This is a genomic window from Photorhabdus sp. CRCIA-P01 (genome assembly GCF_003545805.1).
In the GTDB taxonomy this organism is placed as follows: domain Bacteria; phylum Pseudomonadota; class Gammaproteobacteria; order Enterobacterales; family Enterobacteriaceae; genus Photorhabdus; species Photorhabdus antumapuensis.
This window is the reverse complement of sequence record NZ_NMQR01000070.1, coordinates 1-13,561: the sequence shown is the minus strand read 5'-3', so window position 1 is coordinate 13,561 and position 13,561 is coordinate 1. Positions and strand designations below refer to the sequence as shown.

Annotated in this window: 12 protein-coding genes; all 12 read left to right on the top strand. The window is 41.7% G+C overall.

Going from position 1 to position 13,561, the window contains the following annotated elements; all coding sequences use genetic code 11:
- A partial coding sequence (locus tag D3222_RS22300; protein ID WP_157975405.1) for a hypothetical protein occupies positions 1-799 on the top strand: 799 nt, incomplete at its 5' end.
- A gap of 2 nt (positions 800-801) precedes the next feature.
- Positions 802-1,308 carry a hypothetical protein gene (locus D3222_RS22295; protein ID WP_118988070.1) on the top strand — a complete coding sequence of 169 codons (507 nt, stop codon included), beginning with the start codon at positions 802-804 and terminating at the stop codon, positions 1,306-1,308.
- A gap of 173 nt (positions 1,309-1,481) precedes the next feature.
- Positions 1,482-1,709 (top strand): hypothetical protein, encoded by a 228-nt coding sequence (locus D3222_RS22290; protein ID WP_118988069.1) that lies wholly within the window; start codon positions 1,482-1,484, stop codon positions 1,707-1,709.
- 235 nt (positions 1,710-1,944) lie between these two features.
- Positions 1,945-2,241, top strand: a complete 297-nt coding sequence (locus D3222_RS22285) for a type II toxin-antitoxin system HicB family antitoxin (RefSeq protein WP_118988068.1) — start codon at positions 1,945-1,947, stop codon at positions 2,239-2,241.
- A 14-nt stretch (positions 2,242-2,255) separates the two neighbouring features.
- Positions 2,256-2,540, top strand: coding sequence for a type II toxin-antitoxin system HicA family toxin (locus D3222_RS22280; RefSeq protein WP_118988067.1), 285 nt, complete (start codon positions 2,256-2,258; stop codon positions 2,538-2,540).
- A gap of 2,164 nt (positions 2,541-4,704) precedes the next feature.
- Entirely contained in the window at positions 4,705-6,138 is a 1,434-nt protein-coding gene (locus D3222_RS22275; protein WP_118988066.1) for an NAD(P)/FAD-dependent oxidoreductase, read from the top strand.
- Positions 6,135-6,977: a HemK/PrmC family methyltransferase gene (locus tag D3222_RS22270; protein WP_232832630.1), complete on the top strand. Its 843-nt coding sequence runs from the start codon at positions 6,135-6,137 to the stop codon at positions 6,975-6,977. The genes D3222_RS22275 and D3222_RS22270 overlap by 4 nt, the downstream gene beginning before the upstream one ends.
- Before the next feature lie 24 nt (positions 6,978-7,001).
- Entirely contained in the window at positions 7,002-8,276 is a 1,275-nt protein-coding gene (locus D3222_RS22265; protein ID WP_118988064.1) for an 8-amino-7-oxononanoate synthase family protein, read from the top strand.
- A 60-nt stretch (positions 8,277-8,336) separates the two neighbouring features.
- The gene (locus D3222_RS22260; RefSeq protein ID WP_118988063.1) at positions 8,337-8,660 is read left to right on the top strand and encodes a chorismate mutase; all 324 of its coding nucleotides are present in this window, start codon (positions 8,337-8,339) and stop codon (positions 8,658-8,660) included.
- Positions 8,661-10,736 carry an aminodeoxychorismate synthase component I gene (pabB, locus tag D3222_RS22255; RefSeq protein WP_118988062.1) on the top strand — a complete coding sequence of 692 codons (2,076 nt, stop codon included), beginning with the start codon at positions 8,661-8,663 and terminating at the stop codon, positions 10,734-10,736.
- On the top strand, positions 10,729-11,616 hold the full coding sequence (locus tag D3222_RS22250; protein WP_118988061.1) for a prephenate dehydrogenase dimerization domain-containing protein: 888 nt from the start codon (positions 10,729-10,731) through the stop codon (positions 11,614-11,616). The genes pabB and D3222_RS22250 overlap by 8 nt, the downstream gene beginning before the upstream one ends.
- Positions 11,617-11,637: 21 nt before the next feature.
- Positions 11,638-13,170, top strand: a complete 1,533-nt coding sequence (locus tag D3222_RS22245) for an MFS transporter (RefSeq protein ID WP_118988060.1) — start codon at positions 11,638-11,640, stop codon at positions 13,168-13,170.
- The last annotated feature ends 391 nt before the right edge of the window (positions 13,171-13,561 follow it).

Below are 13,561 nucleotides of genomic sequence, written 5' to 3'. Positions count from 1 at the left end.
CGCGGAGCTTGTCTATCGTAACAACATGACTGAGCACATGTTGTATCAGTTATCGGCAGATAATCAAAAAGATATCTTGGCGGCGGAAAAAGGGGATAAAGCGGCGGAAGAGCGCATAACTGCGCGGCGGAATGCCGCGATTGCCGTCACCGCCGTGGCGGCAGGCGGCTATGCGCTGGTTTATGGCGGTCATATACTGATTGCGGGCTCGGCTGAAATGGCAACGGCAGGGCGTATTGCGCTGGAAGGCTGTAAAGCCAATCCGGCGCTGTGCCTGAATAACGTGGGGATTTTTGTTGCGGATGCGGTTGCGCCGGAAGCGGCGGTGGGCACAGGTGTTTTAGCTGCTGGAGCGGTAAAAGTATTAGGTAACAGCAAAGAAGGGGCGAAAAATCTGGCAGAAGAGTTGAGTCATGCCTCAGAACCGCTGTTAAGAAATGCTAAACCTGATACCCATGCCGTAGCTAGCTTGATTGAAAATGAGAAGTTGTATGTTGGAAAGGGGGTGACAACAGGAATTAAGATAAATGCATCAGAGCTTAAGTTAACTAAAACAGTTGAAAATCATCTTAATGATCTTAATAAGGTTGGTGATAGAGTTAGGCCGTATGGCGATTCAAGAACGTTAATGCAAGAAATCATGGATTCTAAACCACCGTCAACTGATCCAAGAGGTATTCCTGGGGCTCTTCGATGGGATGTGTCTGGGATGATGAATGGAAGCAAAGGAACGTATGAATTAGTTGTAGATCCTAAGACTAATACCGTACTTCATTTTCTCTTTAAAAGTGGTCAGTAGTTATGAAACATATTAATTTCTATAGTCGACTAAATAACAAACCGTTATCTGGAAATTTGATTTACAGAGAATCCGAATATTCAATAGACTTTATAGACTATTCGCCGGAAGAAATGGAAATGTTGGTTGGTAGTCAAGGGTGTTCATCGTTAACTATTGGTACATTGCAGATTGAAGTAGGTATTGAAACTGGAACATTGCTTTATCCGTGGGGTTTATTTCCTCTGACACAATGTGAATCAAAGGTTTTATTACAGCCTGAAATGCATGGAGGAAATATATATATAAATCCCAATGAGTTAGGGATGTTGTCGGGTGTAGCAATTGAAATTCCAGGCTCAATCTTGTGGAAAGTGTTTAGAGATACGTCGACTGGATGGATCTGTATTGGTAATAATGATGAGGTCGATAGCAGCGTTTGTGTTGTACAATTTGCAACCAATGCAGCTATATCCCTTAAAAATAAATTAATTATTGCATTATGGATAAAGCCAGATTTGGAACCATGAGATAAATTCAGTATAAGTTAATCTTAGCCCTGACGATGAGGCATCTCCGTTCAGCGGTAATGGTCACCGGTTGGCTGGTAAGTAAAGCCCAGCTTTTCCTGCCATCGTTCCTTGATAGTGTGGGTAAGCGTTAGGTTTTACCCAAGTTAGGTGACTCACAATTTATCGGGGCGTTGTCAGGTGCCCTGATTAGCCATACCCCGGAAGGCGCTTACAGTGCGGCAAACAGCGCGGAGCTTGTCTATCGTAATAACATGACTGAGCATATGCTGTATCAGTTATCGGCAGATAATCAAAAAGATATATTAGCGGCAAAAAAAGGGGATAAAGCGGCGGAAGAGCGTGTTATTGCGCGACGGAATGCAGCGATTGCCGTCACCGCCGTGGCGGCAGGCGGCTAGCTTATCACAAAAATTATCCACGTTTGATATTTTCTATACAGTAGTGCCATCATAACGCCATAATGGCAGAAATTGCGTTTAAAATGCTTCGAATGTGCTTACATTTTTTTCGCTCTTCATCTAAGTCCGAGCTTCTTTTTTGAGAAACAGGTTTGCTCAACACTAAACGTATTACACTAAATTCTATACAGTCTGTATATGGGGCGAGTCTCTGAGGTGACAGAGGGGAAGAAAAATGAGATTACGTTGCATGGCTTATCGTCAGGGTGAGGTATATGTAGCCGCCTGCTTAGATCTGTCTTTAGCGGCGCAGGGTGATAATATAGAAGAAGCAATAAATAAGCTTGAAGCCCAGATTGAAGATTATCTTGAAGAAGTGAGAGCGGAGCCTCAGTACGCCAAACAAATGCTAAGTCGAAAAGCACCATTATCAATGTGGGTTAAATATTGGCGGATTGCCTTTCGAATTTTCATGAATAGAGAAGACAGAGGTATGGCTAAAGTTTTTAATGAACAGTGCGAACGGGTTTGATATAGGGCTGCGCCATGTTTTTTAAAAAATTAACGCCATTGAAATATGTGGAAGTTATCAAAGGGCTTACCGCACTTGGTTTTGAGATGAAGCCCAAAAAGGGCACATCTCATGAGCAGTGGATTAGGAAAACAGAGGGCGGGAAATGGCTGGTAGCGGTCGATAAACATCACGCCCCGTTTTCCAGAGACCTTATAAAATCAATGGCTAAACAGGCTGGTATCAGCGCAAAAGAGTTTCACTCATTATGTAAAGGTGTGATTAGCGTTGAGCAAGTGCACGCTGAGAATTCAGAGTAAGCAACTTATTATAGTTTAATTTATCAACACTAAAAAATTTTCTTACGCCGCTTAACTGCGGTTTTTTTATTTAATCAGCCTCGCGATTTCAGCGAGGTTTTTTATGGGTGGAATATGGTAAAAGTGATCATCTGTGGATACCGTAGTAGAAAATGCGATTAAATCAGAAAAGCGCGTTAGGTTATCTAGCCGCCGCAGTAGCGACTATTCCCGGTGCGGATAATGACTTAAACAGAACTCAGGTTAATTAGCTTTTCTTTAATGTTTAATAACGCTTTATTGCATCAACAATGGTTAAAAGTCTGGAGGATTAATAAGTCAGAAATATGATAACGGTTAGACAAGTATTTAACCGTTAACAGTGCGTGAAAATAGCTTGGGAAAATAATGATATAAATCGATTTTAGCGTTAAATCACATTGACAGTATCAAAAGAGGAATGGTTTAAATCAAACAGTAAAAAAGATGTTATTGGATGGGATAAAGTAGTGTAAAGCCAGTTTAAAATGGCGGATTTAAGCTATCACGGTTTTGTATAATAAAGGTAACAGAATAACGTTGTAAGTAACTTAATTCGTAGAGACTGTTATTCAAATTTTTCATAATTGATAATTTAATTGGTTTATGAAAAAGATTACTTTTTTGTTGAATACGTTATTAAAGACGATTCCTTTTTAAAAAATAGATTATCTGATTAACTTATTCATATTTTTATTTATCCGATTTTTTCATGAGACATAATCATTAATAAAATCAACCTTTGTTTTTCATTTTTCACTGATGGCTTTATAATAGATAGGTTTTAGGCTATTATTAAAAATCATCGTTTTAACTCCTGAGTTAATTGGTATAAAGTTTTAACGATGGTTTTTACCCCTTTTTACCCCTGTTTTTTATTAAGCTTAATCATCATGGTATATTGTGTTTTACGTTTAAAAAACATTAATCACACTCGCCTTTTATATAAAAACTTGAATTTATCTGCATTCTCACTTTTAAATAACTATGGCAGATTAAATGAATGTAAAACAGGCGAAGAATAGTATCACCGATAGATATATTAAATCTGATAATGAAAAAGGTTTTTTTAATCACACTATACCTTTTAAAAACGGGTGTTAATAAAATGCTAGTTTTTTTAACCCTCAGTTGAATCATTACCGATAAAAATGAGTTTACTCTCGCCGAAAAAGGGAAATGTAAGTGAAAAGAAAAAGTGAATAATGTTAAAAACATAATGTGCTTGTTCTTTTTTCCTGATTTTAAAACCACACTGACAGATAAAAAACGGATTTTCTTAACAAGATTAAAAGCATTAAAAGCATTAAAAACAGCGTTAAATCCCTCTGGTGGCCGGAAAATGCCATTCCCATGCAGACTGTCAGTACAAACTTGCTCGTTTTATTATTGAGGAAAACTCAGCAGTGATAGTCGAGATGCTAAAAGTCAATAATCTGAAATGTGTATGTTTACCACTTACACGTTGATTATGAATAATCACCAATATTATAGTCAATAAATAATATAATAACTCATGTATTCTATTTATCTATATTGGTGAAAGTTGATGGAAAATATAAATTTAAAAAAACACCTTTCTTGAGAATTTTTGTTTTTTTATTGAAGAATAAAAGGTATTTAGAATATTGTTCCCCGTAACAATTTAAATATAAATTGTTTTTATTTTACACTGAAAGTATTTATATGATTTTTTTGTTTATAATATAAGACTAAATTTATTTGACAGTTTTGTATTTGATGACTATTGTTCTTCCCTGATTTGCAGATGTTATTTCAAATATAATAATATCTTTGGTTATTATTTATTTTAAATGTAAATGGCATTTTGTGATGTTGCTCAATTTGTTGTTTTTATTGTGAAATTTTATTTTCGTAAATTAATTAATATGGGTGATTATATTTGTCTGATAATAAATTTAAACTGTTTCTAATGTGATGATTTGTCATTTCATATTTGTTTTTAAATTTAGTGTAAATTTTAGTGTGATTCGTCATTTTAATTACTGATGAACACAGGGTTATTTTTTTACAATTGATGTAAATCAGTAAAAATATCCTCACTATAGAGGATGATAATTATTTATTCGTCGTTGTTGACAAAATATTTAAAATAAATTGGCCACAGGCCATACAGGAGAAATAAGTGAAGTACGATTTTATTGTTGTTGGTTCAGGGGCAATTGCCGGTTCAATCGCCTATGAGCTGGCAAGCAGAAATCTTTCGGTTTGTAGGGTTGGAGAGACTGATCGAACCCATGCTGCCTCCAAAGCTGCGGGTGCAATGAACGGTTGTTTTGGCGAAATTACCAGTGGCTTATTAGCGAGCGAACACGGTAAGTTGAAATTGAATATGGATTGTATTTCCAAAGAGCTTTGGCCTGCTTGGGCGCAACGGTTAGCTGACGCTTCCGGTGATACCCGATCGCTGTTCACTGCTAAAGGCACCCACGTGATACTGAACACGGCCGGGATGGAAGAAATTGACAGTATCAATTATGACGCTATCGAACAAACCCTGAACGATTACGCGGCCCCTTATGAAACCGTTGATCCACGTGAAATTGAGTGGTTAAAGCCTAACGATCTGGTGCGTCCGCTTCGTGCTTTATATATCCCTGATGAACATGCGCTGAATTCGCATTTATTGCTGGAAAAGCTGGATGCGGCATTGGTGGCTGAAGGTGGCGTTCTTAAAGAAGAGAATGCTAAGTGTGTGTTGATTGAAGATGGTTTAGCTACCGGTGTCGAATTGCTAAGTGGTGAACGTTTACTGGCGGATAAGGTGGTCGTGGCTGCCGGTGCGCATTCGTTGGATCTGTTATCAAATATACCTTCTGTTGTTCGCCAAATTCCGCCAATCTTTGCCGGTTATGGGGTATCCATTCTGGTCAAGATGCCAAAAGGCAGAGAATTACCGACCTCGGTCATCCGTACCCCTAACCGGGCATTTGCCTGTGGGCTGCATTGCGTGCCACGTGGCGATGGTGTGCTGTATCTTGGGGCGACCAATATTCTGTCTGAAAAACCACGCAGTCAGGCACTGATTTCTGATGTGCAGTTCTTGTTGGATTGTGCGCTAGATCAGCTGGATATTAACTTACATGATGCTGAGATCCTCTCAATTCAGGTTGGTAACCGGCCAATTCCGGCTGATGGGTTCCCGTTGATTGGTGAATGTGGCGTGAATGGTCTTTGGCTGGCTACCGGGACTTACCGTGATGGCTTACATCAATCACCGTTATTAGCGGATTATGTCGCTAATGCTTTGACAGGAGTGGAAAATACACTCATTAATCTTGATGATTTCAATCCAGTTCGTCCTCCGCTAGTGGGTTTCTCCCGTGAAGTGATGGCTAAAGAGACTGCCCAACAAATGTTTGCTACCGGTTACGAATATCGTTGGGATATCAAACCTTATTGGCTGCCATTGCTCAATGAAGGGATGATGCGCAATTACCAGAATTTAATTGAGTCTCTTCACCCTCAGTTCACACCACCGCCAGAGTTGGTTGCCTTCTCCCATATTTATGAATCCATGCGTGAACGGTTACGTGGTTACTATGAGGCATGGTCATGAGTTTAGATCAATCTGTTATTGATAAAGCCAGAGAGTTACTGTCAGAGGCCGATGTTTGGGACGTGGAAGCCGATCTTGATTGCCTGATCGACCGTTATCTGGAGAGGCGCTGTAAAGATCGCGCCCGTGATGAATTTATGCTTGCGGTTCATGAACGCTGTAACCGGATCCCTCTTGGGCATATTGTCGGTACTGTGGATTTTGATGGATTGCCTCTGACGGTGGGGACGGGGGTATTTATTCCGCGTCCTCATAGTCAAGTGATTCATAAATGGCTGGAGAATGAATATCAAACACCTCAGGGGGCCGTGGTTCTGGATTTATGTTCCGGTAGTGGCGCCATCGGTTTAGCTATTGCGAAACGTCGCCCGGATTTAAAGGTCACTTGTGTTGAATATGACGACATCGCTTTTCAATACCTGACGCGCAATATCTATCGGTTGGCGAATTGGGCGATTAAAGCCGATGCTTTAAAAGCAGATTTACGGGATTGGCAAGCATTTTCTCAATTCAACGGATCGGTGGCGTTGATTGTGGCTAATCCCCCTTATGTGCCAGAACAGCAGGAAATATTACCGGAGTGGGAGGAGCATCACCCTTATGCGTCGGTGTATTCGGGGGATGATGGGCTTGACTTAACGCGATTGATTATCAAACAAGCTAAACAGCTACTGCAATCAGAGGGTTGGTTAGTTATTGAACATGGTGAAAGCCAGGAAGAGTGCGTCAGAGCATTATTTTCAGACGCCGGTTTTTCCTTGGTGCGAACCATTATCGATGAAGATATTTCTGACACAACGGGCAGTTCGGTCATCACTGTTGGTTGTCAGCGCATTTGAACTTAGACAGTTGGAATCTGAATAATGAATGTAAAACACAAGCAGGATTGGATGACAATTCGCCGGTCACGGACAACCGGAGCCTTAGCGCAGGCTATTGAGGAAGGTTTGACCAGTTTCACGGTAGTAGAACGTCAAGGTAAGCAAATTACTACAGAGGAAGGAAAAGTTTTTACTGAATTTGTTTCCTGCTCTTATTTGGGATTAGAACATCATCCTGCCTTAATTGACGCGGCAAATCAGGCGATGTCCCGCACAGGGATACATCTGTCATCGTCCCGTGGTGCGATGCGCCCACAATATTTGGGACAATTGGAGAAACTGCTGGAAGAGATTTATCAGGGGGGTTCTGTTGCGGTGTTTACTTCCACCAGTAATGTTCACCTTGGGGTATTACCGTTATTGGGGAGTGGCTCTTTACCTGGCTATCCCCTTTCCGGGCCTGTACATTGGTTGATGGATAAAACCGCTCATGCCTCTATGCAGGTACTACGCGGTATTCTCGAACAGTTCGGACCGGTATCGCGGGTTGATAGTGCTGATGCACAGTCAGTACAGCAAGCTTTGCAGAACTGTAAGGAGAATCAGCGTACACCTATCCTGTTGATTGATGGTATTGGTTCAATGAATGGTTTAATTCCGGTTGCGGAATTAACTCGACAATTGGCTACGGTTGGAGGCTATGTTTATGTCGATGATGCTCATGGTATTTCCATTATGGGACGTCATGGGGCGGGTTATGCCTTTGCTGCACTTGACCATATTTTGCCATCCAACCTCATACTTGCAGGTTCATTATCCAAAGCATTTGGTGGCGCCGGGGGTTTTGTGGTGGTATCCGGTGCCGATGATGTCGAAGTGATTAGTACCTTAGCGAATCCTCTGGTTTTTGGTCATTCGATTATGGTGCCGATGTTGGCGGCTAACGTTGCCTCAGCAAGACTTCATCTTAGCCTTGAGATAGAAATCCGGCAGGAGCAATTATGGAAAAACATCAATCTGTTTGATTCTCTGATGGATAACAGTTTGATGAATGCGGGTGTGCAATCTCCCGTTCGTGGTGCTTTATTCGAAAATGAAGCGGAAGGGCTTGAAGCTGCTCGTTTGCTGCGTGATAACGGCATCTTATTATTCCCGGTATTTTATCCACTGGTCCCGGATGGCAATGCGATGTTGCGTTTTGCCTTCTCTAGTGAGCATAAGGATAGCGAAATCAATCATTTAGCAAATACCTTATTTGAAATAAGGGAAAAAGGGCTGAATTGGGTTGAGCCACAAGCGGTAGTTCCACAGGTGTAATTGACGCCAATTTATCGATAAAGAAGATCATCGAAATGAATCAGTGACGAAGATCAACATATGACTCAATCAATAATAAATAAGCAGGACATATTACAACCTTACAGGGAATCTCTGGATGTTATTAATATGCAGATTTTAGCGCTTCTTTCAGAACGTATGAAAGTCTGCATGAAAATCGCTGAGATAAAAGCGGAACAGGATATTCCGATGATGCAGCCACAACGTATTACTTCGTTATTGGATATGTTGCGGGATAAATCAACAGATTTTGGGTTACGGCCTGAATATACTGAATCAATATTTCAACTGGTAATCAACGAAACTTGCTGTCGGGAAGAAGAATTGATTGATCAGTTGTTAAACGAGAAAGTAAAGAAATAAATGAAAATACTGCTCATTGATAATTATGATTCCTTTACGCAAAACATTGCTCAATATCTGTATGAAGTGACGGGCAGTGTGCCGTCCGTCGTCACCAATTCTTTGACTTATGAAGAGTTAACGATAGACGAATATGATGCGGTAGTCCTTTCTCCAGGGCCAGGGCATCCGGCTGAAAGCAGTGATTTTGGGGTCTGTGCTGAAGTTATTGCACGCGCCAAAGTGCCACTGTTGGGTATTTGTCTCGGTCATCAGGGAATTAGCCTGGCATTTGGTGGTTTTGTAGAACATGCCCCCAATCCGGTACATGGCTATCGCAGTCGCATCAGGAACACCGGAGAAGGATTATTCCTTGGTTTGCCTGAACAGTTTGAAGTGGTTAGATATCATTCGCTGGTATGTACCCGTCTTCCTGACAATCTAAAATGTACTGCCTGGACTGACGATGGCTTAATCATGGCGATTGAGCACACTGAAAGGCCGATCTGGGGTGTTCAATTTCATCCTGAATCGATTGATTCTGAATATGGGCGTGAGCTGCTCAGTAATTTCGTGCGTATGGCGGAGATGTATAAAGAGAATAACGAGCAGGGAGTTACCGCTCAGAATATATGCACTGATGTCAATGAAGCCTATCTTGCGGTAGGTGGAAGACAATATCTCAATCTGAATTATCGTGAATGTAAGGAGATAATCGATCCTGAATCCTTGTTCATTCAACATTATGGCAATGATATACACGCTTTCTGGCTTGACAGTGAAAACTGTGATAGACCCAATGCCCGCTTTTCAATGATGGGAAGCGGTAATGAACAGGGTGCTGTCAGAATTGAATACCGTGTACAGACTGAGAGTTTGCGTTTGACCGGTCCTGATGGCGAGAGGATTGTTCAGGGAGATTTTTTCTCACTGATGTCTGAGTTGCTTGATATGGTGGAAATTTTGACACCAAAATCGATGCCATTTGTATTTAAAGGCGGATTTGTTGGTTATTTAGGCTATGAATTAAAGGCGCTGACAATTGGCAGCAACAAATACCGTTCAGAACATCCTGATGCCAGCTTAATATTTACTCCGCATTTTTTTGTATTCGATCATCAACAGAGTAAACTTTATGAATGTTTTATCACACCAATCGGGCAGCCATATAATTGGTCACCGGAACTTTTAGTTACCATTGCAAAAAATACCGGTGAAGTGATACCTGACTTTATTCCTGGTGCTATCGATCAGAATAAAATTTGTCTGGAATATGGAGCTGATAAGTATATGGATGGAATCCATAAATCACTCCAATACATCACGGATGGTGAGTCCTATGAAATCTGTCTGACGAATAGGGCAAAGATGGCTTATTCAGGGCATCCATTGGATGCTTATCGGCGTATGCGTCATGCCAGTCCTGTACCTTATGGCGCTTATCTAGCCTGTGGGGATTTTTCTGTGCTCAGTGCATCACCAGAAACGTTTTTACATATTGATGAGAGCGGAAATATTGCATCCAGACCGATTAAGGGGACTCGGCCACGAGGAAAAACGGCAGCAGATGATCAGCGTTTGCAGATGGAATTGAGTCAGTCCACTAAGGATAGAGCAGAAAATCTGATGATAGTGGACTTGGTGCGCCATGATCTTAATCAGGTATGTCGTCCAGGCAGTGTGCATGTACCTGAATTATTTAAAGTTGAGAGTTTCTCTTCCGTACATCAATTGGTTTCGACGATACGCGGTGAGTTGTGCGAAGAGACGTCATCAATAGAGGCTATCCGGGCATGTTTTCCAGGAGGATCAATGACCGGTGCGCCGAAGAAGCGCACGATGGAGATTATTGACACGTTAGAGTCATCGGCACGCGGTGTTTATTCTGGTGCGCTTGGATGGTTATCCTTCAGTGGTGAAGTAGAATTGAGCATTGTGATACGTACAGCAGTGTTACATCAAGAGTGTGCTGAATTTGGCATTGGGGGGGCAATTGTTGCTCACTCCGATCCTTATGGCGAATTTGAAGAGACATTGGTCAAAGCGAGTGTGCCCTATTTCAGTTTTAGTCATATGGCGGAGGAAGTGTGTGAGTAACCATAAAGTGGTCATTCTTGGTGGGCAAGGTGCTATTGGTTCTTTATTGAGGCGCCTTTTTACTCGCTGTGGTCACATAGCATACAGTGTTGATAAACGAACGCAGGGAGTGCGTTCTCATTACTATCATTCTTATTACTACCAGATTGATATCTTAAATCCGGCGGCTGATGCTGGAGAGGTTTTTAGTGGGGCAAAGGCGGTAGTCTTTGCTTTACCGGAAGCGGTTGCCATACAAGCGTTGCCTTGGGTGTTATCTGCTATTGGTGATGATGTACAGATCGTGTCAACCTGTTCAGTTCAGGCCCCTTTCTATTCTGCGTTAAGAGCTGCCGCCCCTGGGCAGCCTTTCATTGGTGTTAACCCGATGTTCTCGCCATCTTTACCGGAGCAAAAAAGGCCAGTTGCAGTCATTCTCGATAACTGTCATGTTAGTGAACATTGGATTGAGCGGGTATTGATGCAGGCTGATATGCGTATCAGTAGGATGACACCGGAGGAACATGATCGGGTGATGGCGCTTTGTCAGGCTTTGCCCCATGCCGCGATACTGATTTTTGGCTTGGTGTTGGCGAAAAGTCCGTTAGATATTCGTACCTTGGCAACTATTGCGCCACCGCCCATGCGTACAATGCTGGCGTTATTATCAAGGATCTTACGCAATCCAATAGAAGTATACTGGGACGTTCAATATGAAAACCCAATGGCTGCTGAACCGCGTCAGGCGTTGCTGCATGCCATACAACAGTTAGATTCGATAGTACAGGCTGGTGATCAAACTGAATTTGGCAGTAACCTCAGAGATATTGCGCAACAGTTGGGGGAACAGCTTGATATCAGTGCTGCTGATTGCCAGCATATTTTTTCAACGCTTGAATGATATAGGAAAGGAGTTGAGGGGATGTCGTTAAATAGAGTTGCTGAGGCTAACGGGCGGGCAGGACTCAGAAATTGGCTGGGATTACTGATATTGATGTTACCAGTATTGTTGGTGACCGTGGACAATACGATCTTAAGTTTTGCTTTACCAAAAATAGCTGAAGCTCTGGGACCCAGTGCAAGCCAGCAATTATGGATAATTGATGCTTATTCATTGGCACTGGCTGGTTTGCTGGTATCAATGGGAAGTCTTGGCGATCGTGTTGGTCATCGTTCATTGCTGTTATTTGGATCTTTGGGATTCACGGTTATTTCGGTGTTTACAGCACTGTCAACTTCACCCGAACAATTGATTATAGGGCGAGCCGTACTTGGATTTTTTGGTGCGATGCTGATGCCTTCAACTTTGGCTTTGATCAGCGTTCTTTTTGAGGATCGTGAACAGCGTCGATTGGCTGTTGCTGTCTGGGCGACAACATTAACTATCGGTTCGGCCTTAGGTCCCGTAGTGGGTGGTGTTTTATTACAATTTTTCGATTGGAGTTCAATTTTCCTATTGGCAGTACCGGTATTAGTGCCATTGTTGATCTTCGGACCGATGTTATTGCCAGAGTCCGATAAAAAACAGACTGGCATTATCGATGTGTATAGCGTTCTGTTATCGATCGTTGCTATGGTTGGTATTGTTTACGCGATTAAACACCTTGCTAGCGATGGGTTTGAAATAAGTGTAATACTCGAACTGTCGGTTGGTCTTATTGCTGGTGTGCTCTTTGTTCGCCGACAACAGCATCTGCCTGTGCCGTTGATGGATCTTTCCCTATTCCGCAATGGTATGTTTACTGGTTCGATTATTGTTAACTTGCTGAGTTTGGCATTGCTGGTTGGTTTTGTCTTTTTCGCCACACAGGTCTTGCAAATCGTACTCGGTATGAAGCCGATTTTGGCTAGCCTGGCATTGGTTCCCGGACAAATACTGGCGATTGTTATGGGTATGGCGATAGTGCCCATTGCTCAACGGGTGCCTGCTCATTATCTAGTGCCAATCTTGCTGAGTATTGCAGGCATTGCATTTCTTCTGGTAGCGAGTATCGGCAGTGATTTAGTCACTCTGATTGTTGCTTTCGCATTATTAGATATTAGTGTGGGGGCAATTGCTTCGGTGTCTAATGATTTGGTGCTTTCGTCAGTACCCTCTTCTAAAGCAGGGGCTGCATCATCAATAAGCGAAACTGCTTATGAAGTGGGGGTTGTACTTGGCACGACGATTCTGGGGGGATTGGTCACTGCTTTCTATCGTATAACATTACAATTGCCGAATGAGGTCTCTCAGGAACAGGCTGGATTGGCTTTAGAGACGTTAGCGGGGGCTTACGTTGTAGCGAATTCATTAGCTGAATCAGAGGGGCAACAATTGATGACAGCAGCGGCGGAATCATTCAGCAGCGCTATTCATATGATGAGCTGGATGACCGTGGTATTGACCGCGGGAGTGGTATTGCTCGCTTGGCGTTTGCTGAAAACGCCACGAAAAGAACAAGTACTTGAATATTGATAGTTTGACGTGCAGCCATTGGAAATGGCTGCACTGCATCAGGATAATTATTGATCCGGCTCTATGTCAGGTACATTTATTTTGATTGACTATTTATTTCATTAGGGTTTTTTTATTGACCTTTTTATCGAACATTTAAGCGTTTATTGGTAAAGTTAATTGATTTAAAAGTTGAAGTGTCTGTTCGTAAAAATATCTTCTTCTTGTAAAGAAGAATTATGTTATACCTTTAATTTAAACCATATTCATAATTTTATTGCTCAATAATATCTATAGATTTCTATCTTGTTGTGATTTTTGAAAATACAATCATTTTATTGTTTTTATTTGTATTTTATAATAATACCTTATGAGATAAATATAAAATTGAAATTTTTGATTGGTGTATATT